The sequence below is a fragment of the Pseudomonas sp. TNT2022 ID642 genome (assembly GCF_028656995.1).
In the GTDB taxonomy this organism is placed as follows: domain Bacteria; phylum Pseudomonadota; class Gammaproteobacteria; order Pseudomonadales; family Pseudomonadaceae; genus Aquipseudomonas.
Window position 1 is genome coordinate 339,152 of the sequence record NZ_JAMDGW010000019.1, and the last position, 24,413, is coordinate 363,564.

The 24,413-nt window shown below is 59.2% G+C and carries 22 protein-coding genes; 6 read left to right on the top strand and 16 right to left on the bottom strand.

Annotation, left to right across the window (positions count from 1 at the left end):
- Window positions 1-12: 12 nt before the first annotated feature.
- The 5 genes from M5G26_RS19755 to M5G26_RS19775 form a co-directional block, all read right to left on the bottom strand.
- Window positions 13-1,110: a polyamine ABC transporter substrate-binding protein gene (locus M5G26_RS19755; RefSeq protein ID WP_026000501.1), complete on the bottom strand. Its 1,098-nt coding sequence runs from the start codon at window positions 1,108-1,110 to the stop codon at window positions 13-15.
- A gap of 188 nt (window positions 1,111-1,298) precedes the next feature.
- Window positions 1,299-2,411 carry a polyamine ABC transporter substrate-binding protein gene (locus M5G26_RS19760; protein WP_007913851.1) on the bottom strand — a complete coding sequence of 371 codons (1,113 nt, stop codon included), beginning with the start codon at window positions 2,409-2,411 and terminating at the stop codon, window positions 1,299-1,301.
- 172 nt (window positions 2,412-2,583) lie between these two features.
- Window positions 2,584-3,948, bottom strand: a complete 1,365-nt coding sequence (locus tag M5G26_RS19765; RefSeq protein ID WP_034151967.1) for an aspartate aminotransferase family protein — start codon at window positions 3,946-3,948, stop codon at window positions 2,584-2,586.
- 56 nt (window positions 3,949-4,004) lie between these two features.
- Window positions 4,005-5,363 (bottom strand): glutamine synthetase family protein, encoded by a 1,359-nt coding sequence (locus M5G26_RS19770; RefSeq protein WP_007913846.1) that lies wholly within the window; start codon window positions 5,361-5,363, stop codon window positions 4,005-4,007.
- A gap of 96 nt (window positions 5,364-5,459) precedes the next feature.
- Window positions 5,460-5,816 (bottom strand): glutamine amidotransferase, encoded by a 357-nt coding sequence (locus tag M5G26_RS19775; RefSeq protein ID WP_273916271.1) that lies wholly within the window; start codon window positions 5,814-5,816, stop codon window positions 5,460-5,462.
- Window positions 5,817-6,094: 278 nt separating this feature from the next.
- On the opposite strand from M5G26_RS19775, the gene M5G26_RS19780 reads away from it, so the two are divergent.
- The gene (locus tag M5G26_RS19780) at window positions 6,095-7,471 is read left to right on the top strand and encodes a glutamine synthetase family protein (protein ID WP_038358985.1); all 1,377 of its coding nucleotides are present in this window, start codon (window positions 6,095-6,097) and stop codon (window positions 7,469-7,471) included.
- Window positions 7,472-7,699: 228 nt separating this feature from the next.
- Window positions 7,700-8,326 (top strand): TetR/AcrR family transcriptional regulator, encoded by a 627-nt coding sequence (locus M5G26_RS19785; protein WP_273916272.1) that lies wholly within the window; start codon window positions 7,700-7,702, stop codon window positions 8,324-8,326.
- Window positions 8,327-8,493: 167 nt separating this feature from the next.
- On the opposite strand, the gene M5G26_RS19790 is transcribed toward M5G26_RS19785, so the two are convergent.
- The 8 genes from M5G26_RS19790 to M5G26_RS19825 all read right to left on the bottom strand — a co-directional run bounded on the left by M5G26_RS19790 (window position 8,494) and on the right by M5G26_RS19825 (window position 15,738).
- Window positions 8,494-8,709 (bottom strand): TOBE domain-containing protein, encoded by a 216-nt coding sequence (locus M5G26_RS19790; RefSeq protein WP_003229256.1) that lies wholly within the window; start codon window positions 8,707-8,709, stop codon window positions 8,494-8,496.
- 27 nt (window positions 8,710-8,736) lie between these two features.
- Window positions 8,737-9,543 carry an aliphatic sulfonates ABC transporter ATP-binding protein gene (gene ssuB / locus M5G26_RS19795; RefSeq protein WP_038358990.1) on the bottom strand — a complete coding sequence of 269 codons (807 nt, stop codon included), beginning with the start codon at window positions 9,541-9,543 and terminating at the stop codon, window positions 8,737-8,739.
- A complete protein-coding gene (gene ssuC, locus M5G26_RS19800) occupies window positions 9,540-10,322 on the bottom strand; it encodes an aliphatic sulfonate ABC transporter permease SsuC (protein ID WP_150706325.1) in 783 nt (260 codons plus the stop codon). Before ssuC ends, ssuB begins: the two co-directional genes overlap by 4 nt.
- A gap of 8 nt (window positions 10,323-10,330) precedes the next feature.
- A complete protein-coding gene (ssuD, locus tag M5G26_RS19805) occupies window positions 10,331-11,479 on the bottom strand; it encodes an FMNH2-dependent alkanesulfonate monooxygenase (RefSeq protein ID WP_018928626.1) in 1,149 nt (382 codons plus the stop codon).
- 25 nt (window positions 11,480-11,504) lie between these two features.
- On the bottom strand, window positions 11,505-12,470 hold the full coding sequence (locus M5G26_RS19810; protein ID WP_273916273.1) for a sulfonate ABC transporter substrate-binding protein: 966 nt from the start codon (window positions 12,468-12,470) through the stop codon (window positions 11,505-11,507).
- 89 nt (window positions 12,471-12,559) lie between these two features.
- Entirely contained in the window at window positions 12,560-13,153 is a 594-nt protein-coding gene (ssuE, locus tag M5G26_RS19815) for an NADPH-dependent FMN reductase (RefSeq protein ID WP_273916274.1), read from the bottom strand.
- A gap of 283 nt (window positions 13,154-13,436) precedes the next feature.
- A complete protein-coding gene (locus M5G26_RS19820; RefSeq protein ID WP_134176025.1) occupies window positions 13,437-14,075 on the bottom strand; it encodes a peroxiredoxin in 639 nt (212 codons plus the stop codon).
- Between the two features lie 295 nt (window positions 14,076-14,370).
- Complete coding sequence (locus tag M5G26_RS19825; RefSeq protein WP_273916275.1) at window positions 14,371-15,738, bottom strand: OprD family porin; 1,368 nt, start codon at window positions 15,736-15,738, stop codon at window positions 14,371-14,373.
- A gap of 418 nt (window positions 15,739-16,156) precedes the next feature.
- Here M5G26_RS19825 and tauA point away from each other — a divergent pair, with 418 nt between their 5' ends.
- Complete coding sequence (gene tauA, locus M5G26_RS19830) at window positions 16,157-17,089, top strand: taurine ABC transporter substrate-binding protein (protein WP_443218393.1); 933 nt, start codon at window positions 16,157-16,159, stop codon at window positions 17,087-17,089.
- A gap of 131 nt (window positions 17,090-17,220) precedes the next feature.
- On the opposite strand, the gene argA is transcribed toward tauA, so the two are convergent.
- Together argA and argE are read right to left on the bottom strand one after the other, a co-directional pair.
- Window positions 17,221-18,519 carry an amino-acid N-acetyltransferase gene (gene argA, locus M5G26_RS19835; RefSeq protein WP_007913824.1) on the bottom strand — a complete coding sequence of 433 codons (1,299 nt, stop codon included), beginning with the start codon at window positions 18,517-18,519 and terminating at the stop codon, window positions 17,221-17,223.
- 266 nt (window positions 18,520-18,785) lie between these two features.
- Entirely contained in the window at window positions 18,786-19,940 is a 1,155-nt protein-coding gene (gene argE / locus M5G26_RS19840) for an acetylornithine deacetylase (RefSeq protein ID WP_273916276.1), read from the bottom strand.
- 155 nt (window positions 19,941-20,095) lie between these two features.
- On the opposite strand from argE, the gene M5G26_RS19845 reads away from it, so the two are divergent.
- Window positions 20,096-21,466 carry a CYTH domain-containing protein gene (locus M5G26_RS19845; RefSeq protein WP_134176022.1) on the top strand — a complete coding sequence of 457 codons (1,371 nt, stop codon included), beginning with the start codon at window positions 20,096-20,098 and terminating at the stop codon, window positions 21,464-21,466.
- An 88-nt stretch (window positions 21,467-21,554) separates the two neighbouring features.
- Here the strand turns inward: M5G26_RS19845 and M5G26_RS19850 are convergent, their stop codons facing one another.
- Entirely contained in the window at window positions 21,555-22,025 is a 471-nt protein-coding gene (locus M5G26_RS19850; RefSeq protein WP_007913818.1) for an Lrp/AsnC family transcriptional regulator, read from the bottom strand.
- A gap of 126 nt (window positions 22,026-22,151) precedes the next feature.
- Here M5G26_RS19850 and M5G26_RS19855 point away from each other — a divergent pair, with 126 nt between their 5' ends.
- On the top strand, window positions 22,152-22,490 hold the full coding sequence (locus M5G26_RS19855; RefSeq protein ID WP_038359010.1) for a hypothetical protein: 339 nt from the start codon (window positions 22,152-22,154) through the stop codon (window positions 22,488-22,490).
- Window positions 22,491-22,582: 92 nt separating this feature from the next.
- Entirely contained in the window at window positions 22,583-24,367 is a 1,785-nt protein-coding gene (locus tag M5G26_RS19860; RefSeq protein ID WP_122596651.1) for a GspE/PulE family protein, read from the top strand.
- Window positions 24,368-24,413: the final 46 nt, after the last annotated feature.

The following is a 24,413-nucleotide window of genomic DNA, read 5'->3' on the forward strand; positions in this document are numbered from 1 at the left end:
ATAGTGTGTGCCTTACATCCCCGACTTGACCTTGGTCCAGCTGCGGGTCATCAGACGCTGAATGTTCGGTGGCAACTCGATCGACACATAAGCCTTGTCGATAACGGCCTGAGGCGGATACACCGACGCATCGGTACGGATGGATTGCTCCATCAACTTGTCCGACCCCGGATTGGGGTTGGCGTAACCGACGTAATCACTGACCTGAGCGATCACCTCAGGTTTCAGCAGATAGTTGATGAAGGCATGGGCCTGCTTCACGTTCGACGAATCCTTGGGGATTGCCAGCATGTCGAACCACAGCGCACCACCCTCTTTCGGCACCGTGTAAGCGATGTTCACGCCCTTCTTGGCTTCGGCTGCGCGATTCTTCGCCTGGAAGATATCGCCAGAGAAACCGATGGCCACGCAGATGTCGCCGTTGGCCAGATCACCGATGTATTTCGAGGAGTGGAAGTAGGTCACGTAAGGACGCACCGCGAGCAATTTGTCGGTGGCCTTTTCGTAGTCCTTCGGATTGGTGCTGTTGGCATTCAGGCCCAGATAGTTGAGCACGGTCGGCATCATTTCATCCGCCGAATCGAGGAACGCCACGCCGCAGCTTTGCAGCTTCTTGATGTTCTCAGGCTCGAACAAAACGCCCCAGGAATCGATCTTGTCGACACCCAGTACAGCCTTCACTTTATCGACGTTGTAACCGATACCGTTGGTGCCCCACAGGTACGGCACGGCGTACAGGTTGCCCGGATCGTTCTGTTCCAGACGCTTGAGCAGCGCCGGGTCGAGATTGGCGTAATTCGGCAGTTGCGCACGGTCAAGCTTCTGGAACGCGCCCGCCTTGATCTGCTTGCCGAGGAAGTGGTTCGACGGCACGACCACGTCGTAACCGGTACGCCCGGCCAGCAACTTGCCTTCCAGGGTTTCATTGGAATCGAAGACGTCATAGACCGGTTTGATCCCGGTCTCTTTCTGGAAGTCGGCCAGAGTGGTCTCGCCGATGTAATCGGACCAGTTATAAATATGCACCGTACCGGCGGCCTGGGCTCCGACAGCAATCGTCAGGCCGGCAGTGGCCAGCAGGGCTTTGCGCAAAGAAGAAAAAATAGGCAAGTGGAGGTCCTCTAAATTAGTTGGGCCCAAGTTGCCCCGCGCTGCATGACAGCCGTGGCTGCCCGGCAACAAAACCGGCGCGCAACTTACCCTCGAAAAACCGTTCCTGCAAAACTTCCTGTCATTTAATTGATCCGCTGGCCGCCTTCGCGGGAGACGACGGCCAGCGGTTGCTGCTTCAAACCGGCTTATTTACCGGATTTGATCTTGGTCCAGCTGCGAGTGATCAAACGCAAGGTCGCTGCGTCCAGGTCGCTGATCGCATAGAGCTGTTTCTTCACTTCAGCCGATGGGTAGATGCTCGGATCGCTGGTGATGTCTTTGTCCACCAGTGGCGTAGCAGCTTTGTTGCCGTTCGGGAAACGCACGGCGTTGGTGATGCCGGCCATCACTTGCGGCTCAAGCAGGTAGTTCATGAACTTGTAGGCGGCTTCGACGTTTTCGGCATCCTTGGGAATGGCGACCATGTCGTAGAACGTGCCAGCACCTTCTTTTGGAATGGTGTAGGCCAGCTTGACCTTGTCACCGGCTTCCTGGGCGCGGGTCTTGGATTGTTCCAGGTCACCCGAGTAACCGACGGCGACGCAGATGTTGCCGTTGGCCAGGTCGGAGATGTACTTGGAGGAATGGAAGTAGGCAACCGACGGACGAATTTTCAGGAACAGGTCTTCGGCGGCTTTCAGGTCAGCCTTGTCCTTGCTGTTGGTCGGCTTGCCCAGGTAGTGCAACGCCGCCGGAATCATTTCGGTCGGTGCGTCGAGGAAACTTACGCCGCAGCTTTTGAGTTTCTCGATGTTTTCAGGCTTGAACACCACGTCCCAGGAATCGATCTTGTCGATACCCAGCGCAGCTTTGACCTTGGCCGGGTTGTAGCCGATGCCGATCGAGCCCCACATGTACGGGAACGCGTGCTTGTTGCCTTGGTCGCTGGCATCGCCAACAGCCTTGAGCAGGTCTTCGTCGAGGTTCTTCCAGTTCGGCAGCTTGGACTTGTCCAGCTCTTGGTAAACACCGGCCTTGATCTGCTTGGCGAGGAAGTTATTGGAAGGCACCACGATGTCGTAACCGGACTTGCCGGCCAGCAGCTTGGCTTCCAGGGTTTCGTTGCTGTCGAAGACGTCATAGACGACTTTGATCCCGGTGGCTTTTTCGAAGTTGGCCACAGTGTCCGGGGCGATATAGTCGGACCAGTTGTAGACGTGCAACACCTTGTCGTCCGCCTGAGCCGCAGCCGCCATGACTCCCATCAGGGACATGGCGAGCAGAGTCTTGCCAGCGAGCTTTTTGCCTAATGCCTTCATGCGTTAATGCTCCAAATTTTTCTTTTTTGAACCACTTTGTTCAGCGGCCGAACCCGGACAACTGGAACCGCGGCTAGTCTGGCAAGATCCGAGGCGGTCTTTCAAGAAAAGACCAGCCTTTCTGACAGCTTTGAGCGCGAGCGCCACGGCTCCCCCGCTCAAAGCCTAGCACTTAGCCCTGCAACGCACTGAGGGTCAGGTCCAGACACTTGCGTGCCTTGGTCACCAGCTCATCGATCTCGGCTTTGCTGATCACCAGCGGCGGCGCGATGATCATGGTGTCGCCCACAGCGCGCATGATCAGGCCGTTGTCGAAGCAGAACTGGCGGCAGATCATGCCGACGCCCTTGCCTTCGTAACGCTTGCGCGTGGCCTTGTCCTGCACCAGCTCGATCGCGCCCAACAGACCGACTCCGCGAACTTCACCCACCAACGGGTGATCGTTCAGTTCCCGCAGACGTTTCTGCAAATACGGTGCCGTTTCGTTGTGCGCGTTCTCGATAATTTTTTCGTCGCGCAGGATGCGGATGTTTTCCAGGCCCACTGCGGCTGCCACCGGGTGACCGGAGTAGGTGAAGCCGTGGTTGAAATCGCCACCTTCGTTGAGCACCGCTACCACCGAGTCGCGGACGATCAGGCCACCCATCGGGATGTAGCCGGACGTCAGGCCTTTGGCGATGGTCATCATGTCCGGCTTGAGATCGTAGAAATCACTGCCGAACCACTCACCGGTACGGCCGAAACCGCAGATCACTTCGTCCGCCACGAACAGGATGTCGTACTTGGCGAGGATTTCCTTGATGCGCGGCCAGTAGCTGTCAGGCGGAATGATCACGCCACCGGCACCCTGAATCGGCTCGGCAATAAAGGCACCGACATTGTCGACGCCAACTTCGAGAATCTTTTCTTCCAACTGATTGGCCGCCCAGATGCCGAACTCTTCCGGGGACATATCGCCGCCTTCGGCGAACCAGTACGGTTGCGCGATGTGGACGATGCCCGGGATCGGCAAGTCGCCTTGCTCGTGCATGTAAGTCATGCCACCGAGGCTCGCGCCGGCCACGGTCGAACCGTGATAACCGTTCTTGCGGCTGATGATGACTTTCTTGTTTGGCTGGCCTTTGATCGCCCAGTAGTGGCGGACCATGCGCAGCATGGTGTCGTTGCCTTCGGAGCCGGAACCGGTGAAGAACACATGGTTCATGCCTTCCGGTGCAACGTCGGCGATTGCCTTGGCCAGTTCCAGAGCTGGCGGGTGCGCGGTCTGGAAGAACAGGTTGTAGTACGGCAGTTCGCGCATCTGTTTGGCGGCCGCATCGGCCAGCTCATCGCGACCATAACCGATGGCCACACACCACAGACCGGCCATGCCGTCGAGAATCTTGTTGCCTTCGCTGTCCCACAGGTAAACGCCCTTGGCGTTGGTGATGATCCGCGGGCCTTTCTCTTTCAGCTGCTTGAAGTCGCTGAACGGGGCCAGGTGATGATCATTGCTGAGTGCTTGCCACTCGCGGGTTTGCGGGTTGTTGCTGGTCATGCCAATTCTCCTTGTTATCGGTGAAGGCGCGGCCGGTGAGGACCGCGCCCGGCGTATCAGACGGCGAAGAGCAGGTACTCACGCTCCCAGGAACTGATCACGCGCTTGAAGTTTTCATGCTCGGCCCGTTTTACCGCGACGTAGCCTGTGATGAAGGTTTTGCCCAGGTACTTCTCGATGGTCGCGCTGTTTTCCATACGCTCCAGCGCATCTTCGATGGTCAGCGGCAGGCGCAGGTTGCGGCGCTCATAACCACGGCCCACCACCGGCGCGCTCGGGTTGAGGCCTTCAACCATGCCGATGTAACCGCAGAGCAGGCTCGCGGCAATCGCCAGGTATGGGTTGGCGTCAGCGCCCGGCAGGCGGTTTTCGACGCGACGGTTCTGCGGGCCGGCATCCGGTACGCGCAGGCCGACGGTACGGTTTTCTTCGCCCCACTCGACGTTCACCGGTGCCGAGGTGTCCGGCAGGAAGCGGCGGAACGAGTTGACGTTCGGCGCGAACAGCGGCAGCAATTCCGGAATCAGCTTCTGCAAACCACCGATGTGGTGCAGGAACAACTGGCTCATGGTCCCGTCTTCATTAGAGAAGACGTTTTTGCCGGTCTCGATGTCGATGATGCTCTGGTGCAAGTGCATCGCACTGCCCGGCTCGCCGGTCATCGGCTTGGCCATAAAGGTGGCGGCCACGTCGTGCTTGAGCGCGGCTTCGCGCATGGTGCGCTTGAACACCAGGATCTGGTCGGCCAGCGACAGTGCATCGCCGTGACGGAAGTTGATTTCCATCTGCGCTGTGCCGTCCTCGTGGATCAGCGTGTCGAGATCCAGTTCCTGCAGTTCGCACCAGTCGTAGACGTCTTCGAACAGCGGGTCGAATTCGTTTGCCGCTTCAATGGAGAACGACTGACGACCGATTTCCGGACGGCCCGAACGGCCAATCGGCGGCTGCAACGGATAATCTGGGTCGTCGCTGCGCTTGGTCAGGTAGAACTCCATTTCCGGCGCCACGATCGGCTGCCAGCCTTTGTCGGCATAGAGTTTGAGGACTTTCTTGAGGACGTTGCGCGGCGACAGCTCGATCGGGTTGCCTTGCTTGTCGTAGGTGTCGTGGATCACTTGCGCGGTTGGTTCGATGGCCCACGGCACCATGTACACAGCGTTCTGGTCGGGGCGGCAGATCATGTCGATGTCGGCCGGGTCGAGCAGTTCGTAATAGATGTCGTCTTCGACGTAGTCGCCGGTCACGGTCTGCAACAGCACGCTCTCGGGCAGGCGCATGCCTTTTTCGGCGATGAACTTGTTGGTCGGCGAGATCTTGCCCCGGGTGATACCGGTCAAGTCGGCGATCATGCATTCGACTTCTGTGATCTTGTGGTCTTTCAACCAATCGGTGAGCTGGTCGAGGTTGTTACTCATAAATGCCTCTGGGCTGAGTCTCCTGACATGATGTCAGGCAAAGTTTGACGCTTTGAGCGTCGCGTTAAAGGGGGGGCTTGCTCGCGCAGTGCCGGCTTACGCCTGGCACCGCGCATAGACAATGAAAGAGGAGCTTACCTGCCCTTTACGCTGGCGTTGCATTTCCTGTGCACACTCAAGGCGTGCAGAATCATGAGCACGGCTGGGCAAGCGGCACAGGCTTTGAGGGTGAAAGCGATCTATATTGGAAGGAGACGCCATAAACAGGATGCTTTCCCGTACGTCCAGAATATCGGACGCTGACGCTTGAACGGTCATGGACGGGAACATCGTCGGCAACTTGTCAGCCATGCTGGCTGCGCTACGGACGGATTGGTCGCCACTGATGTGATGAGCATGCAGACCGGACTGTTGCGAGCAGTCGGTGATGCCGATTAACGGCAGGCGAGACATGAAGCACCCCGGTATTATTGCTGTTATGGGTTTGATCGGAGCTTAGCCTTGTTCATTTTTTTACACAACACCCCCGTAAAAAATACAACACGGCCTGCTCAAGCCCGCGGGTGCCCAGCGTCACAAGGACTAAAAACCGCCCCAAAGTGCCCCATAAATGCCCTTGCAGCGCTTTTTTAGGGCAAAAAAGGCCTCGCTTGACTTCGGCAGGCCGTTCGGGTTGACTGAAACCAGAAAAGATCAATGATTGATATTTTTAACAACAAAGGTGTTGCATCATGTCGGTACCCCCGCGTGCCGTTCAGCTTAACGAAGCGAACGCGTTCCTTAAGGAACATCCTGAGGTTCTGTACGTTGACCTTCTGATTGCGGATATGAATGGTGTGGTGCGCGGCAAGCGCATTGAACGCACCAGCCTCCACAAGGTTTACGAGAAAGGCATCAACCTGCCGGCCTCTCTATTTGCTCTGGATATCAACGGTTCCACGGTAGAAAGCACCGGCCTGGGCCTGGACATCGGCGACGCCGATCGTATCTGCTATCCAATCCCCGATACCCTGTGCAACGAGCCATGGCAGAAGCGCCCGACCGCGCAGCTGTTGATGACCATGCACGAACTCGAAGGCGACCCGTTTTTCGCCGATCCGCGCGAAGTGCTCCGTCAAGTTGTTGCAAAGTTTGACGAGCTGGGCCTGACCATCTGCGCCGCCTTCGAACTCGAGTTCTACCTGATCGACCAGGAAAACGTGAACGGCCGTCCACAGCCGCCACGCTCGCCGATCTCCGGCAAACGCCCGCACTCGACGCAGGTCTACCTGATCGACGACCTCGACGAATACGTCGACTGCCTCCAGGACATTCTGGAAGGTGCCAAAGAGCAAGGCATCCCGGCCGACGCCATCGTCAAGGAAAGTGCCCCGGCGCAGTTCGAAGTGAACCTGCACCACGTCGCCGACCCGATCAAGGCGTGCGACTACGCGGTACTGCTCAAGCGTCTGATCAAGAACATTGCCTACGACCATGAAATGGACACTACCTTCATGGCCAAGCCGTACCCGGGCCAGGCAGGTAATGGTCTGCACGTACACATTTCGATTCTGGATAAAGAAGGCAAAAACATTTTTGCCAGCGAGGATCCCGAGCAGAACGCCGCGCTGCGTCACGCGATCGGCGGTGTGCTCGAGACCCTGCCCGCGCAGATGGCTTTCCTCTGCCCGAACGTCAACTCCTACCGTCGTTTCGGCGCACAGTTCTACGTGCCGAACTCGCCGTGCTGGGGCCTGGACAACCGTACCGTAGCGATTCGCGTACCGACCGGCTCTGCCGATGCCGTGCGTATCGAACACCGCGTAGCCGGTGCCGATGCCAACCCGTATCTGTTGATGGCGTCGGTTCTGGCTGGTGTACACCACGGTCTGACCAACAAGATCGAACCGGGCGCGCCAGTCGAAGGCAACAGCTACGAACAGAACGAGCAAAGCCTGCCGAACAACTTGCGCGATGCCCTGCGCGAGCTGGACGACAGCGAGGTGATGGCCAAGTACATCGATCCGAAGTACATCGATATCTTCGTCGCCTGCAAGGAAAGCGAGCTGGAGGAGTTCGAACACTCCATCTCCGACCTTGAGTACAACTGGTATCTGCATACCGTTTAAGCGGTTGTAGCTTCAGGAAAGAACGCCGTTGGCTGATTTAGCCAACGGCGTTTTTTTATGGCCGCCTGCGGCGGATCGCTGGCAAGCCAGCTCCCACAGGGATTTTCTGCGCACATAAATCCCGGTTCACTGAAGATCACTGTGGGAGCTGGCTTGCCAGCGATGGCGGCCGACAAGACAACACAGGAACCGGCTCGTACAATGCCCGCAGCCCCGCAGGAGACTTCCATGACGCGACCCGCCCCCGCCCGCAAACCCCGTGCCCGCAGCCAGGCGCGCATCGATTCGATACTCGACGCCGCACGCACGCTGCTGGCCGCCGAGGGCGTGGCCAGTCTGTCGATCTACAGTGTTGCCGAGCGCGCGCAGATTCCGCCCTCCTCCGTGTACCACTTCTTCGCCAGCGTCCCGGCATTACTCGAAGCGCTGACGGCAGATGTGCACGCCGCGTTTCGCGCTTGCCTGCAAGCGCCGATCGATCATGAAGCTTTGCGTGACTGGCGTGATCTGTCGCGACTGGTCGAACAGCGCATGCTGGAGATCTACGACGAAGACGCCGCCGCACGGCAGTTGATCCTCGCGCAACATGGTCTGACCGAAGTGACTCAGGCTGACCGTCAGCACGACATCGAATTGGGCGACCTGATGCACAAGCTCTTCGATCATCACTTCGAATTGCCGAGGCTGCCGGAAGATGTCGATGTGTTTGCCTTGGCGATGGAATTGGGCGACCGGGTTTATGCGCGTTCGGTGCAGCAGCATGGGCAGATCACATCGCGCATGGCCGAGGAAGGGATGCGCGTGTTTGATGCTTATATCGGGCTGTATCTGCCACCGTATCTGCCCAAGCGTTGAGCCATGATCGTTCCCACGCTCTGCGTGGGAATGCAGCCCGTGACGCTCCGCGCCACTGGACGCGGAGCGTCCCAAGAGGCATTCCCACGCGGAGCATGGGAACGATCGCCAGGCACAAAAAACCCCGAAGGGCTCACGCCCTCCGGGGTTGTTTTTTACTCACCGGTTTACAACTTGGCGATCGACACCTCGGTGGATTTCACAAAGGCGATCACTTCGCTACCGACCACCAGTTCCAGCTCTTTGACCGAGCGGGTGGTGATCACCGAAGTAACGATGCCGGAAGCGGTCTGCACGTCGATTTCCGACAGCACGTCGCCAAGGACGATTTCCTTGATCGAGCCTTTGAACTGGTTACGGACGTTGATGGCTTTGATAGTCATGGCAATGATTCCTGTCGTTTGCTTGAGTTATTGAGCCCAACGCAGTTGCGTAGGCAGTGGTGAAACAGGTTCCGGCGCCGGCGGTTCGCCGGGCAGGGAGAGAACACGGTTAAGCACTTCGGTTTCCAGCGCCGCCAGGCGATGCGAACCACGCACTCGCGGCCGCGGCAGTTCCACATGCAGGTCGAGGCCGACTTCGCCGTCCTCGATCAGAATCACCCGGTCGGCAATCGCCACCGCTTCGCTGACGTCGTGGGTCACCAGCAGCACCGTGAAGCCGTGTTGCTGCCAGAGACGTTCGATCAATTGCTGCATTTCAATCCGGGTCAGCGCATCCAGCGCGCCAAGCGGTTCATCGAGCAACAGCAGACGTGGTTGATGGATCAGTGCGCGTGCCAGTGCGACGCGTTGTTTCTGCCCGCCGGACAACGCCGCCGGCCACTCATTGGCGCGATCCGCCAGACCCACCGCGTCCAGTGCTTCAAGAGCCTTGGGACGCCAGTTGCCTTTAAGGCCGAGACCGACGTTGTCGATGATCTTCTTCCACGGCAGCAGACGTGCTTCCTGGAACATCAGTCGGGTGTCTTCCCGCGCATCGCTGAGCGGCGCCGAACCGGCGAGCAATTCGCCGCCAGTCGGTTGATCGAGGCCGGCGAGCAAGCGCAGCAAGGTACTTTTGCCGCAGCCACTGCGACCGACCACGGCGACGAATTGCCCTGCCGGAATGTGCAGATCGATGTCACGCAGCACCTGCCGCGCGCCGAAGGTTTTCTGCAGATTGCGCACCGCCAGCGGAATCCCGCGCAGCAGGCGTGGAGGTTGTTGAGCAGTCATGCCGCACCTCCTTTGGCAACCTGATAAGCCGGGTGCCAACGCAACCACACACGTTCAAGTCCACGGGCGGCGAGGTCGGCGAGTTTGCCGAGTACCGCGTAAAGCAGGATCGCCAGCACCACCACGTCGGTCTGCAAAAACTCGCGGGCGTTCATCGCAAGATAGCCGATGCCCGAACTGGCGGAGATGGTTTCGGCGACGATCAGCGTCAGCCACATAAAGCCCAGGGCGAAGCGCACGCCGACCAGAATCGAAGGCAGTGCACCCGGCAGAATCACCTGCCAGAACAGGCTGAAACCGGAGAGGCCATAACTGCGGGCCATCTCCACCAGCGCCGGGTCGACGTTGCGGATGCCGTGATAGGTGTTGAGGTAGATCGGGAACAACGTGCCCAACGCCACCAGAAAAATCTTCGCCGACTCGTCGATGCCGAACCACAGGATCACCAGCGGAATCAGCGCCAGATGCGGCACGTTGCGGATCATCTGCACCGAACTGTCGAGCAGGCGTTCGCCCCATTTCGACAGGCCGGTGATGAAACCCAGGATCAGACCGATGCTGCCGCCGATGGTGAAACCGAGCGCCGCGCGCCAGCCGCTGATCGCCAGGTGCGTCCAGATTTCGCCGCTGCGCACCAGGCTCACGCCGGCTTCGATCACCGCCACCGGTGCCGGCAGAATCCGTGTCGACAACCAACCGGCCGACACCGACAACTGCCACACCGCCAGCAACAACACCGGCAACGCCCAAGGCGCGAGGCTGTGGATGATTTTCTTCATGGCGCGCCTCAGCTCTGCGACGCGGCTTTGGGAAGAATGTCGTTGGCCACCATCTCGCCGAACGGGCTGACGTAACCGGCGCTTTTCGGCAGTTCCGGACGCTCGATGTCGAGGTGCGGGAACAGCAGTTCAGCGACGCGATACGACTCTTCAAGGTGTGGATAACCGGAGAAGATGAAGGTGTCGATGCCCAGATCGGCGTATTCCTTCACCCGCGCCGCCACGGTTGGACCGTCACCGACCAGCGCGGTCCCCGCACCACCGCGTACCAGGCCAACACCGGCCCACAGGTTCGGGCTGACTTCGAGATTGTCGCGACTGCCACCGTGCAACGCGGCCATGCGTTGCTGGCCGACCGAATCGAAACGCGCCAGCGAAGCCTGAGCGCGAGCGATGGTGTCGTCGTCCAGATGCGAGATCAGCCGATCCGCCGCTTGCCACGCTTCAGCGTTGGTTTCACGAACGATCACGTGCAGACGAATGCCGAAGCGCACGGTGCGGCCGAGCTTGGCGGCTTTGGCGCGAACTTGGGCAATCTTCTCGGCCACCGCTGCTGGCGGCTCGCCCCAGGTCAGGACCATTTCCACTTGTTCAGCAGCCAAGTCCTGCGCCGCTTCCGACGAGCCACCGAAGTACAGCGGCGGACGCGGTTGCTGAATCGGCGGGTAGAGCAACTTGGCGCCTTTCACGCTGATGTGCTGACCGTCGTAATCGACGGTTTCGCCTTCCAGCACACGACGCCAGATACGAGTGAATTCCACCGAGGCCTGATAGCGTTCTTCGTGGCTGAGGAACAGACCGTCGCCGGCCAATTCTTCCGGGTCACCACCAGTGACCAGATTGAACAGCGCACGCCCGCCGGACAGACGATCCAGCGTGGCTGCCTGCCGCGCCGCCACAGTCGGGGAAATGATCCCTGGGCGCAGGGCCACGAGGAATTTCAGGCGCTGGGTCACCGGGATCAGCGACGCTGCCACCAGCCACGAGTCTTCGCAGGAGCGGCCGGTAGGAATCAGCACACCGCCGAAACCCAGACGATCCGCCGCTTGCGCGACCTGTTGCAGATAACCGTGGTCGACGGCGCGAGCGCCTTCGGCGGTGCCAAGGTAATGGCCGTCGCCGTGGGTTGGCAGGAACCAGAAGATATTGAGGCTCATGGAGTGGTCTCCTTAGGAATTCGAATTACTGCGCTTTAGCCACAGCGGCCGGTGGTGTCCAGATCACATCCTTGATGCTCAGCGGCTTCGGAATCAGCTTGAGCTGGAAGAACGTGTCAGCGATTTTCTGCTGCGCGGCGACCACTTCCGGGGTCAGGAACAGCGCGCCGTAGCCCTGGCGTTTCACCGAGGTCAGGGTGATGTCCGCCGGTAGACCGAGCAGTGGCGCAACTTGTTGGGTGACGTCTTCAGGATTGGCTTTCGACCATTCGCCGACCGCGCGCACTTCCTCAACGAGGGTTTTGATCACCTGAGGATTTTTCTCGGCGTAAGGCTTGGTCGCGAGGTAGAACTGGTGGTTGTCGACGATGCCTTTGCCGTCGCGCAGGGTGTGCGCTTGCAGTTGTTTCTCGGCGGCAGCCTGGTACGGATCCCAGATGACCCAGGCGTCGACGCTGCCACGTTCGAACGCGGCGCGAGCATCGGCGGGCGGCAGGAAGACGGTTTGAATGTCGGTGTATTTGAGGCCGGCGTCTTCCAGTGCACGCACCAGCAGGTAGTGGACGTTGGAGCCTTTGTTCAGCGCGACTTTCTTGCCCTTGAGATCAGCCACCGACTTGATCGCCGAGTCTTTCGGCACAAGGATCGCTTCGCTGTTGGGCGCTGGTGGTTCATAGGCGACGTAAAGCAAATCGGCGCCGGCAGCCTGAGCGAAGACTGGCGGGGTTTCGCCAGTGACGCCGAAGTCGATCGAGCCGACGTTCAGGCCTTCGAGCAGTTGCGGGCCACCGGGGAACTCAGTCCATTGCACGTCGACGCCTTGGGCGGCCAGACGCTTCTCCAAAGTCCCTTTGGCTTTGAGCAGCACCAGCGTGCCGTACTTCTGATAACCGATCCGCAATGTCTCGGCTTGAGCTTGAGTGATGGCGCCGAAGGTGACAGCCGCAGCAAACAGAGCGACCAGACCACGACGCAAAAATACAGTGCGCATAGCGCTCTCCTTTTTGCTGTTGGGTTTTGGCTGCACCTGCTTGCCCGTTGGCGGGCGAGTAAGGCCAGTACTTCAAATTTCGGTGAGGCTTAAATGCTCCAGCGAGCACTCAACAAACGTTCGTTCAACACGCCCGGCTCCAGCGGTTTTGGCCGGCGCGCCATGGCACCGACAAACTGATCCAGCGCTTCATGCAGTCGCTGCTCCAGCGCCGGTGCCAGTTGTGCTGCGGCACTGCCTTCGCCGTAAGCGATCTGGCTGTCCTCGGCGAAAATCCCCTGAAGCATTTCCTGGGCTTTCAACGCCGACAGCACAGGCTTGAGCGCGTAATCAACCACCAGCATGTGGGCGATGCTGCCGCCCGTGGCCATCGGCAAGACAATCTTGTGGTTCAGGGCGCGCTCGGGCAGCAGATCCAGCAGCGTCTTCAACGCGCCGGAAAACGAGGCCTTGTACACCGGCGTGGCGATCAGCAGGCCGTCGGCGTTTTCAATCTGTTGCAGCAGGTCGAGCACCTTCGGGCTGTCAAAGCGGGCATGGAGCAGGTCTTCAGCGGGAAAGTCGCGCACCTGATAACTCACCACTTCCACCCCTTGTGCCTGCAACCAGCGTTGCGAGCGTTCCAGCAGCACCCCGGAACGGGAGCGCAGGCTGGGACTGCCACCGAGTGAGACGACCAGCATCGAGACAATTCCTTAAGCGTTGCAGGCGATTCGCGGGTTGCGATCTCGCTTCGATGGGAGTGACCTTACCAGCTGATTTATATATCCATAAATCATATTTATTCATTTGGTTATGCGTTTTGGAGATATACATTTCAACAAACTGCGGGCGAAAAAAAAGGCCGTCGAAACGGCCTGAAATCCCCTGCTATGTGGATGCCTCGAAAAGATCGCAGCCTTCGGCAGCTCCTACACGGACCGAAATCCCCCTGTAGGAGCTGCCGCAGGCTGCGATCTTTTGATCTTAACGATTCGGCTGTGGCGTCAGGCGCAGGTACGGTTTCACCGCGCGATAGCCCTTCGGAAAGCGCTTTTTGATTTCGTCTTCATCCTTGAGCGACGGCACGATCACCACCTCTTCACCGTCCTGCCAGTTGGCCGGGGTGGCCACCTTGTAGTTGTCGGTGAGCTGCAGCGAATCGATCACCCGCAGAATCTCGTGGAAATTACGCCCGGTGCTCGCCGGATACGTGATGGTCAGGCGAATCTTCTTATTCGGATCGATGACGAAAAGCGAACGCACGGTCAGCGTGTCGTTGGCATTCGGGTGGATCAGGTCATACAGATCGGACACCTTGCGATCGGCATCAGCCAGGATCGGGAAGTTGACGACAGTGTTCTGGGTTTCGTTGATGTCTTCGATCCACTTGTGGTGCGAATCCACCGGGTCGACCGACAGCGCGATGGCTTTGACGCCACGTTTGCTGAACTCATCCTTGAGCTTGGCGGTGAAGCCCAGCTCCGTGGTGCACACCGGCGTAAAGTCCGCGGGGTGGGAGAACAGCACGCCCCAGCTATCGCCCAGCCATTCGTGGAAACGAATCTTGCCGGCGCTGGAATCCTGTTCGAAATCGGGGGCGATGTCGCCGAGTCTGAGGCTCATGGTGCTGCTCCTGATGAGTTGTTCGAGACCTCAACTGTAGCCCGGGATTTGCGATCGTGAAAAAGAATAAATAATGAGATATCTAGATCATAAGTGAATATTAAACATCTATTCACTGGACGCTGGCAGGCAACCCGACGAACATCGTTCGCAAGGTTCGAGAAGGCCTTGAGTTGCTGTAAAGAGGGAAATCGGGGATGGCTTACGGGGGTGAGCCGGACTCGAAAACGCAAAAGCCCCGTCCGGCGCGATGCCGGACGGGGCTTTTTTTACATCAACGAATCGAAACGCGCTATTACAGCAGCGGGATCGAGTAGCTGACGATCAGGCGGTTCTCATCCTGGTCACGCTGACCTGGGATGTCGTTGCGCCACATGGCGTTTTTCCACATCACGCCAACGTTTTTCAGCGGGCCTTCCGGTACGACGTAACCGATGGTCAGGTCGCGTTCCCACTCGGAACGGCCGGTCGCGTTGGTGCTGACTTGGCGGTCGCCGACTTTACCAGTGGTGTCGATGTTATCGCCACGCAGGTAAACCACACCGGCGGTCAGGCCAGGTACGCCAACTTTGGCGAAGTCGTACGAGTAGCGAGCTTGCCAGGTACGCTCGCCAGCGCGGGCGAATTTGGCAATCTGCATGTCGGTGGTGATGTACGCCGACGAGCCGTCACCCTGGTTCAGCCAAGGGAAGTCGCTGTTGCCGTTGCTGACCTGATAGCCACCACCGAAGGTGTGACCTTCAACGGTGTACAGGAACAAGCCGCTGTACAGGTTGTTGTCGACTTTACCTTTGGTGATGCCGGTACCGTAGTCACCCGTGGTGTAGTAGGCCGGATCGTTACCGTTGGCGCCATCGTCACGGCTGTTGAAGTAACGGAAGTCAGACTTCAACACACCCGGGCCGATTGCCCAGTTGTGCACCAGACCCAGGAAGTGCTGCTTGTAGTAATCCTGCAAGTTGCCGTAGTAGTACTGGGCAGTCAGGTCTTTGGTGATTTTGTAGTCACCACCACCGTAGATGAACTTGTTGCTGTCACGACCGGCAGCGGTGTGAGCGTTGGAACCCGCGATCGACAACTCTTCGTTGTTGCTCGAGTTACGGCCCTTGGCGTGCTCGATCTGACCAGCAACCAGTGTCAGGTCCTTGATCTCGTTCGAGGTAATCTGACCACCTTGAAAGGTTTGCGGCAACAGACGACCGTCGTTGGTCACGATGACCGGCAGTTTTGGCTGCAGGGTACCGAGCTTCAGTTCGGTCTGGGAGATCTTGGCTTTGGCAGTCAGACCCAGGCTGGAGTAGTTGTCGACCGCTTCACCGTTGGACTTGCTCGGGAATACAGTGCCGCCATAGGAAGTCGACGTAGCACCGTTGGTGCCGCCACCTGAATCCAGACGCACGCCCAGCAGGCCGATAGCATCGATACCGAAGCCTACGGTGCCTTGGGTGTAACCGGAGGTGAAGCGCAGGTCGAAGCCTTGGCCCCACTCTTCCTGCTTGTTCTGAGCACCGGCGGCTTTGGTATCGCCATCACGGTTGTCAGTGTTGATGTAGAAGTTACGCAGCCCCAAAGTAGCTTTGCTGTCTTCGATGAAACCGGCGGCGCCTGCCTGCTGCGCCATAACCCCTACGGCCACAGCCAGGGCCAAGGTGGACTTGTTCATGTAAAGCTCCTCTCGTTTCTAATTCTTGTGTTCCTGGCCCTGGGTCTGATGCCCTGGGTCCTAAGATGCGCGATTAGCGCCAGACCGTGACTGACAAGTCAATCGTAACCTTGTGTGTCTACGACCAAGGTCTAATCGCAGTGATTTGGTCCGTGCAGAGTAAAGATTTCCTGATAAACCCAAAAAGAATTTATTCATTCTTTTTCATACCATTTCGGAATATGGCCAGTATCGTGCCACCTCCGCCGGGAAACAGCGTATCGGCGACTAAGCTCATTCCTAAATGGTATTTGTTAGCCTTTTTTTATATCGATTAGCTTTGGCGCAACCCCGAATCGTCAAACCCTATCGAAAAGGCGACGCCATGATGGCCAAACGCGCACTATCTAGTCAATTTGTTACAGTTTGTGTGTCGGCGATGATTAGTTTTTCCGCCCATGCCGCCAACCTCACCGTGGGTTATCAAACGGGTATCGACCCGAGCAAAGTCCCCCAGGCCGACGGCGTCTACGAGAAAACCATCGGCGAGAAAATCGACTGGCGCCGCTTCAACAGTGGTCCGGAAGTTGTGACTGCCATTGCTTCGGGTGACGTGCAGATCGGCAACCTCGGCTCCAGCCCGTTGGCGGCCGCCGCTTCGCGCAATCTGCCGATTGTGGCGTTCATCGTTTCAGCACAGATCAATGCCGCCGAAGCCCTGGTGGTGCGCAATGGCAGCGGCATCAACACACCGCAGGACCTGGTCGGCAAAACCATCGCCACACCTTTCGTTTCCACCTCCCACTACAGCCTGCTCGGCGCGCTCAAGCATTGGGGGCTGGATAGCTCGAAGGTCAAAGTGGTGAACCTGCAACCGGCAGAGATTGCAGCGGCGTGGAAGCGTGGCGATATCGATGGCGCGTTTGTCTGGTCGCCGGCGCTGGGGGAAATCCGCAAGACCGGTAAGACCCTGACCGATGCCGCGCAGGTTGGTCAGTGGGGCGCGCCAACCTTCGAAGTCTGGGTCGCGCGCAAGGATTTTGCCGAGAAGCATCCTGAGGTTGTCGCGAAGTTCGCCAAGGTCACGCTCGACTCATTCGCCGATTACGCCGCACATAAAGACAGCTGGACGGCTGACTCGGTGCCGGTACAGAAAATCGCCAAACTGACCGGTGCCAATGCCGCCGATGTCCCGGAATTGCTGGCAGGTTCAGCGTTCCCGGACGCCAAGGCGCAGCAAACCACAGCGCTGCTGGAGGGCGGCACGGCGAAGGCGATTGGCGAGACGGCGAAGTTTTTGAAGGAACAGGGCAAGGTCGAGACAGTGCTGCCGGATTATTCGCCGTATGTCAGCGCGAAGTTTGTGCAGTAACGCATAACCCAATGTAGGAGCTGCCGAAGGCTGCGATCTTTTGATTTTGGTCTCAAAAACAAGATCAAAAGATCGCAGCCTTCGGCAGCTCCTACACAGGTCCCATTCAGCCCCCGCACCGGGGCTTTTTCTTAAAGGGTCTTTTCGAAGATCTTCGAATTACGCTGAAAGTTGTACAGCGAAGCCCGCGCCGCCGGCAGGCGCTCAACGCTGCTCGGCTCGAAACCACGCTCACGGAACCAGTGTGCGGTGCGTGTGGTGAGGACGAACAAGGTCTTCAAACCCTGCGCCCGCGCTCGGGTTTCAATGCGCTCCAGCAGTTCATCGCCGCGACCGCCATGGCGGTATTCCGGATTCACCGCCAGGCACGCCAGCTCACCGGCATCGGAATCGGCAATCTGATACAGCGCCGCACAGGCGATGATCATGCCTTCACGCTCGACCACGCTGAACTGCTCGATCTCGCGTTCCAGCACTTCGCGCGAACGACGCACCAGAATCCCCTGTTCTTCCAGCGGACTGATCAAGTCGAGCAAACCACCGACGTCTTCAATTGCCGCCTCGCGCACCAGTTCGAATTGCTCCTGCGCCACCAGCGTACCGCCACCGTCACGGGTAAACAGTTCGGTCAGCAGTGCGCCATCCTCGGCGTAACTGACGATATGGCTACGCGCCACGCCGCCACGGCAAGCTTCGGCAGCGGCATCGAGCAGTTCTGCCTGATAGTTGCTGCCCAGACGCTGCAAATGCGCCGGTACTTGCTGCGGCCGCAGTTCACGTACCAGTTTGCCGTTTTCGTCGATAAGACCGAGGTCGGCGCCAAACAGCAGCAACTTGTCAGCGCCCAGATCGATAGCTGCGCGGGTGGCGACGTCTTCGCAGGCGAGGTTGAAGATTTCACCGGTCGGCGAATAACCCAGCGGCGACAACAGCACGATCGAACGCTCGTCGAGCAGGCGGTTGATGCCTTTGCGGTCGACCCGGCGCACTTCGCCGGTGTGGTGATAGTCGACGCCTTCCAACACGCCGATCGGCCGCGCGGTAACAAGGTTGCCGCTGGCCACGCGCAGACGCGAGCCTTGCATCGGCGACGAAGCCATGTCCATCGACAGGCGTGCTTCGATGGCGATGCGCAATTGGCCGACCGCGTCGATCACACATTCCAGCGTTGCAGCATCAGTGATGCGCATGCCGTGGTGGTAATGCGGGGTCAGGCCTCGGGCGGCGAGGCGGGTTTCGATCTGTGGACGCGAACCGTGCACCAGCACCAGACGCACGCCAAGGCTGTGCAGCAGAACGATGTCGTGGACGATGTTGCCGAAGTTCGGATGCTCCACGCCATCGCCGGGCAGCATGACGACGAAGGTGCAGTCGCGGTGGGCATTGATGTAAGGGGACGCGTGACGAAGCCAGTTAACGTATTCGGGCATGAACCTGGGCCTGTAATAAATAGCAGCCGAAAAAGGGGCGGAACGGAAAACGCACAGCGGGCTGATGGTTATCGTCGGAACAGGCTTGGCGACACGCGCGCTCTCCTCATGAATACGGGTTGGGGTGTTGGCAATTTACAGCGTTCGATCGGATAAAACACATACCTCCTGTGGGAGCGAGCCTGCTCGCGAAAGCGGTGTATCTGTAGACATTGAGGTGTCTGGAATGGCGCTTTCGCGAGCAGGCTCGCTCCCACAGGTGTGGATCATCGTTCGTCAGCGGTCAGGCAGTAATGTTCAATCAGTTGCCGTAATAGATGCACGGTAGGCTGCAAACGTGACATTTCAAGGTACTCGCCGGGCTGATGCGCACAGGCGATGTCGCCAGGGCCGAGCACAATGGTTTCGCAACCAAGGCGCTGAAGATAAGGCGCTTCGGTACCAAACGCTACTGCTTCGGCGCTATGACCGGTGAGCTTTTCGGCGATGCGCACCAGTTCGGCGTCTTCCGACTGCTCGAACGACGGCACTTCCGGGAACAGCGGTTTGTAATCGATCTTCACCTGATGCCGTTCGGCCACCGGGTTGAGCTTGCGCAGAATCTCCGCGCGCAGGACTTTCGGGTCCATGCCGGGCAACGGCCGCAGATCAAACTCCAGCGAACACTGGCCGCAGATGCGGTTGGGGTTGTCGCCGCCATGAATGCAGCCGAAATTCATCGTCGGCTGCGGCACGCTGAACTGCGGATTGTTGAATTCACGCTGCCACAACAGGCGCAAACCGCGCAGTTCGCCGATCGCATCATGCATGGCTTCGAGGGCGCTGTGCCCAAGGCGCGGATCCGACGAATGGCCGCTCTGCCCGAGGATGTCGATGCGCTCCATCATGATGCCTTTATGCATGCGGATCGGCTTGAGCCCGGTCGGCTCGCCGATCACCGCTGCGCGACCCAGCGGGCGCCCGGCCTCGGCCAGTGCACGGGCGCCGGACATCGAGCTTTCTTCATCGCAAGTGGCGAGGATCAGCAGTGGCTGCTTGAACGGCTGATCGAGCAGCGGCAGCACCGCTTCGATGATCAGCGCGAAGAAACCTTTCATGTCGCAACTGCCCAGGCCAACCCAGCGGCCATCGACTTCGGTGAGTTTCAGCGGGTCGGTCTGCCACAACGCATCGTCGTACGGCACCGTGTCGCTGTGCCCGGCCAGCACCAGCCCGCCGGGGCCGCTGCCGAAACTGGCGAGCAGGTTGAATTTGCCGGGGCTGACCTGCTGGATATCGCAGCTGAAACCCAGGTCGCTCAGCCAGCCGGCGAGCAAATCGATCACCGCGCGGTTGGATTGGTCGAGGTTCGGTTGGGTACAGCTGACCGATGGCGCGGCGATCAGCGCAGCGAACTGGTCTTGCATGGACGGCAAAGGCATCGCTGACTCCAACTCCCGAATTGACGTCCATCATAGAACCATCCGGCGTCAGGAATAAACCGCCGCAGGGCGTAGGACGAATCAGTCCTGTACACTGCACGGCCTTGGCAGCCACATATTCCCCGGCTGCGCTCCCGATCCTGGATTTTCCGGCCATGCAGAAAGAAACCGAAATCAAACTCCGCGTCAGCCGCGAAACCCTCGCCGCACTGCGCGAGCACCCGTTACTGAAAAAACGCAACAAAAGTGGCTGGGAACGCCGTGAGTTGATGAACCAGTATTTCGACACCCCCGAGCGCGACCTGGCCCAGGCCAAAGTCGCCCTGCGCCTGCGCAAGGACGGTGACGAAGTGATTCAGACCCTCAAGACCCGAGGCCAGAGCGTCGCCGGTCTGTCCGAGCGTAATGAATACGACTGGAAATTGCCCAAAGCCAAGCTCGACGTGAAGAAACTCGACGGCGAATGCTGGCCCGAGTCGCTGGCCGAACTGGACAAGAAAACCCTCAAGCCGATCTTCACCACCGATTTCGTCCGCGAACGCGCCGAAATCGCCTGGGGTCGTGGCAAGAGCAAAGTGGTTATCGAGGCCGCGCTGGATCTCGGCCACGTAGTGGTCGGCAAACAGAAAGAAGAAATCTGCGAACTGGAACTGGAATTGCGCGAAGGCGAGCCTGCCGCGCTGCTGGAACTGGCTGCCGAACTGGCGGAAACCCTGGCGCTGATGCCGTGCGACATCAGCAAGGCTGAGCGCGGTTATCGTCTGTACGACGCCAACAGCTACTCGCTGAGCCTGGCGGCGCCAGAACTGACCGCGGAAACCCAACTCGACGACGCCTTCGCCGCGCTGAGCTGGCACTTACTCGGCAGCAGCCAGCGTCTGGCTGAACAATATCGCTTCAACGGCCACTGGCGCCTGTTGCTCGACTGGGTCGAGAACCTCGCGGAAATGCGCGCCCTGCTCAGCAGCCTCGGCCAGGCCGCGCCGCGTCAGTCGACCCACGACTTGCGCGTTGCCCTGGATGCATTGCTGGAAGACTGGCGCCCGCTGGTGCAGGCCGGTATCGAAGACGAAGACGTGCGCAAAGCCGCACCGGAGCAGTTCCTCGAAGAACTCGAAGACCCGCGCTGGGGCTTGTTCTCGCTGAACACTTCGCGTTGGTTGCTGGCCCGCACCTGGACCGCCGAGCGCAACGTGCGTGGCAACCGTCAGGGTGGTGCGCAGTTGCACAGCTGGCTGCCGCGTACCTTGGGCGAAGAAGCCACAGCCCTGCAATTGCAGCGCTATCAGCAACAGCCGGAAGATCTGGCCGAACAATTGCCGCGTATCGAGCGCATTCAGGTCTGGCTGCACCACGCCCGTAATGTGCTGGAGATCCCGGAAATGGATCGCTTGTACGGCGAGCTGAACAAGCTGGCGCAACTGGCCAACGAACCGACGATCACTGACGAACTGCTCGATGCACGCAAGCAGCAGGCGATTGCGGTTTACCAGAATCGCGCATGGAAAATGCTCCTGCGCATGTAATACCGCTAAAAGATCGCAGCCTTCGGCAGCTCCTACAGGGTGTACACCCGCCCCATGTAGGAGCTGCCGCAGGCTGCGATCTTTTGCTTTATCGCAAGACAGGCAAACTGGTGGTGGATTTGATCTCCGACAGCGCCACAATCGAATTCACTTCCTGTATCCCCGGCACCAGCGACAGCTTCTCGAAGAAAAACCGCTCATACGCCTCGATGTCCGCCGCGACAATGCGCAGTAAAAAGTCCACCGCGCCCATCAGCACATAACACTCCAGCACTTCCGGAAAGCCGCGAATCGCTTCGGTGAACTCAGTGAAGTTCGAACGCCCGTGCGCATTGAGTTTGATCTCGGCAAAGATCTGCGTGTTAAGGCCGATCTTCTTGCGATCGAGCAAAGTCACCTGACCACGAATGATCCCCTCCTCCTTCATCCGCTGAATCCGCCGCCAGCACGGCGATTGCGACAGTCCGACCTGCTCGGCGATCTGCGCACTCGAGAGCGATGCGTCCTCTTGCAGCAGGGCGAGAATCTTGCGGTCGTAGCTGTCCAACTCGCTGTGCATAGAAAAACCTCAATAACCGGATTATGCGAATTGATCTTTTCGATCAGCCGTCATTAACGCCGATCATAGCCAAGAAATACCCCGCGCCGAATGTAAAAATTCCTCCAGTGATTTTGGAGACCCGCCATGCCGCACCTCGAAGCCGTAACCACCGCGCCAACCCGCGCCGATGTCTGGAACGTCAGCAACGCCCATTGCCTGGCGCAGTATCAGATTCTCGCCGAGGCTGAGCCGGACTTGCTGGTGCGGGTGCTCAACCTGTTCGCACTGCAATTCCTCACACCCGAGCAAGTCAACGTGCAGCGCATGGACGATCTGCTGTCGATCGACCTGGTCATGGGCGGTCTCAGTTGGCATCGCGCGCAAGTGATCGCAGAAAAACTTCGCAACCTGATCAGCGTCTGCTCGGTCAATCTGCAAAACGCCGACAGCGCTTGGGATGCGCCGGCACAAGCGGCCGGCTGACAGATCCGGCAACGGCTTCGTCGGGTAGTGGCCCAACGGTCTGCGGGGCCACGACTATCCTTTTGCGCACTGTCGCTCAAAAGGAAGCCCGCATGTCCGTTCAACTCGCCACTCAGGACCGCTGGCTGGAACTCAACGAGGTGCTGCGTGAACTCGTCGCCCAAGGCTTTATCTGCCAGGACTCGGCGGAGCAGGCACTGAATGCCCGCCGCCGCCATGCAGCCCACGGTCAGATGCATCCGCTGGAATTCATCGCCAGCCAGCAACTCGACGACCTTAGCCGTCCGGGCAAACACCTCGACCTGGAAAGTCTGACCCTGTGGCTGGCGCAGCAGGCCGGTCAGCCGTATCTGCGCATCGATCCGTTGAAAATCAACGTCGCCGCGATCACGCCGTTGATGTCTTACGCCTTTGCGCAACGGCACAAGATTCTCGCCGTAGCGGTCGACCGTGACGCGGTGACTGTCGCCAGCGGCCAGCCTTATGTCACCGGCTGGGAGGCCGATCTCACCCACGTATTGAAACTGCCGATCAAGCGAGTGGTGGCCAACCCGGCGGATATCCAGCGCTTCAGTGTCGAGTTTTTCCGCCTGGCCAAATCGGTCAGCGGCGCCAGCAATGCCGACGCTCAGGGCGGCAATCTCGGCAATTTCGAACAGCTGCTCAACCTCGGCGCCAGCGATCAGGAGCCGGACGCCAACGACGCGCACATCGTCAACATTGTCGACTGGCTGTTCCAGTACGCCTTCCAGCAGCGCGCCAGCGATATCCACATCGAACCGCGCCGCGAGCAAGGCACCGTGCGTTTTCGCATCGACGGTGTGCTGCACAACGTCTATCAATTTCCGCCGCAGGTGACCATGGCGATAGTCAGTCGCCTGAAAAGCCTCGGGCGGATGAACGTCGCCGAAAAACGCAAACCCCAGGACGGCCGGGTCAAGACCAAGACCCCGGATGGCGGCGAAGTGGAGCTACGGCTTTCAACGCTGCCCACCGCGTTCGGCGAAAAAATGGTCATGCGGATTTTCGATCCGGAAGTGCTGCTCAAGGATTTCGACCAGTTGGGTTTCAGCGCCGATGACTTGCGGCGCTGGCAGGACATGACACGTCAGCCCAACGGCATCATTCTGGTCACCGGGCCGACCGGCTCGGGCAAGACCACCACGCTGTACACCACGCTGAAAAAACTGGCGACGCCTGAGGTCAACCTCTGCACCATCGAAGACCCGATCGAAATGGTCGAGCCGGCGTTCAACCAGATGCAGGTGCAGCACAACATCGACCTGAGCTTCGCCGCTGGGGTGCGCGCACTGATGCGGCAAGACCCGGACATCATCATGATCGGCGAGATCCGCGACCTGGAAACCGCTGAAATGGCGATTCAGGCGGCGCTCACCGGGCACTTGGTGCTGTCGACGCTGCACACCAACGACGCCCCCAGCGCGATCAGCCGCCTGCTCGAACTCGGCGTGCCGCATTACCTGATCAAAGCCACCGTGCTCGGCGTTATGGCTCAGCGTCTGGTGCGCACCTTGTGTCCGCATTGCAAGGCGCCGCTGACCCTCGAAGACGAAGACTGGCAAACCCTGACCCGCCCGTGGCAGGCGCCGTTGCCGGGCAACGCGCAACGTGCCATTGGTTGCGTGGAATGCCGCGACACCGGCTATCGCGGCCGCGCCGGAGTCTACGAAATCATGCAACTGAGCGACAGCCTCAAAGCCTTCATCACCCCGGACACCGACCTCACTGCCATTCGCCGGCAGGCGTTCAAGGAAGGCATGCGCAGCTTGCGTTTGTCCGGTGCGCAAAAAGTCGCCGCGGGGCTGACCACTGTTGAGGAAGTGCTACGGGTGACGCCGCAGAGCGAGCAGAAATAAGCCGTCACGGAACCGGATCGGGGAAATGGCGATCCAACGCCTCAGT

Excerpts from the sequence above, each read along its gene's own strand:
- M5G26_RS19790 (WP_003229256.1), bottom strand. The coding sequence starts at position 8,709 with ATGACTATCAAAGCCATCAACGTCCGTAACCAGTTCAAAGGCTCGATC.
- argA (WP_007913824.1), bottom strand. The coding sequence starts at position 18,519 with ATGCCCGAATACGTTAACTGGCTTCGTCACGCGTCCCCTTACATCAAT.
- M5G26_RS19775 (WP_273916271.1), bottom strand. The coding sequence starts at position 5,816 with ATGTCTCGCCTGCCGTTAATCGGCATCACCGACTGCTCGCAACAGTCC.
- ssuD (WP_018928626.1), bottom strand. The coding sequence starts at position 11,479 with ATGAGCCTCAATATCTTCTGGTTCCTGCCAACCCACGGCGACGGCCAT.
- M5G26_RS19770 (WP_007913846.1), bottom strand. The coding sequence starts at position 5,363 with ATGAGTAACAACCTCGACCAGCTCACCGATTGGTTGAAAGACCACAAG.
- M5G26_RS19785 (WP_273916272.1), top strand. The coding sequence starts at position 7,700 with ATGACGCGACCCGCCCCCGCCCGCAAACCCCGTGCCCGCAGCCAGGCG.
- M5G26_RS19860 (WP_122596651.1), top strand. The coding sequence starts at position 22,583 with ATGTCCGTTCAACTCGCCACTCAGGACCGCTGGCTGGAACTCAACGAG.
- M5G26_RS19850 (WP_007913818.1), bottom strand. The coding sequence starts at position 22,025 with ATGCACAGCGAGTTGGACAGCTACGACCGCAAGATTCTCGCCCTGCTG.
- M5G26_RS19845 (WP_134176022.1), top strand. The coding sequence starts at position 20,096 with ATGCAGAAAGAAACCGAAATCAAACTCCGCGTCAGCCGCGAAACCCTC.
- tauA (WP_443218393.1), top strand. The coding sequence starts at position 16,157 with ATGATTAGTTTTTCCGCCCATGCCGCCAACCTCACCGTGGGTTATCAA.
- M5G26_RS19780 (WP_038358985.1), top strand. The coding sequence starts at position 6,095 with ATGTCGGTACCCCCGCGTGCCGTTCAGCTTAACGAAGCGAACGCGTTC.
- ssuC (WP_150706325.1), bottom strand. The coding sequence starts at position 10,322 with ATGAAGAAAATCATCCACAGCCTCGCGCCTTGGGCGTTGCCGGTGTTG.
- M5G26_RS19810 (WP_273916273.1), bottom strand. The coding sequence starts at position 12,470 with ATGCGCACTGTATTTTTGCGTCGTGGTCTGGTCGCTCTGTTTGCTGCG.
- M5G26_RS19760 (WP_007913851.1), bottom strand. The coding sequence starts at position 2,411 with ATGAAGGCATTAGGCAAAAAGCTCGCTGGCAAGACTCTGCTCGCCATG.
- M5G26_RS19820 (WP_134176025.1), bottom strand. The coding sequence starts at position 14,075 with ATGAGCCTCAGACTCGGCGACATCGCCCCCGATTTCGAACAGGATTCC.
- ssuE (WP_273916274.1), bottom strand. The coding sequence starts at position 13,153 with ATGCTGGTCGTCTCACTCGGTGGCAGTCCCAGCCTGCGCTCCCGTTCC.
- M5G26_RS19765 (WP_034151967.1), bottom strand. The coding sequence starts at position 3,948 with ATGACCAGCAACAACCCGCAAACCCGCGAGTGGCAAGCACTCAGCAAT.
- M5G26_RS19855 (WP_038359010.1), top strand. The coding sequence starts at position 22,152 with ATGCCGCACCTCGAAGCCGTAACCACCGCGCCAACCCGCGCCGATGTC.
- ssuB (WP_038358990.1), bottom strand. The coding sequence starts at position 9,543 with ATGACTGCTCAACAACCTCCACGCCTGCTGCGCGGGATTCCGCTGGCG.
- M5G26_RS19825 (WP_273916275.1), bottom strand. The coding sequence starts at position 15,738 with ATGAACAAGTCCACCTTGGCCCTGGCTGTGGCCGTAGGGGTTATGGCG.
- argE (WP_273916276.1), bottom strand. The coding sequence starts at position 19,940 with ATGCCTTTGCCGTCCATGCAAGACCAGTTCGCTGCGCTGATCGCCGCG.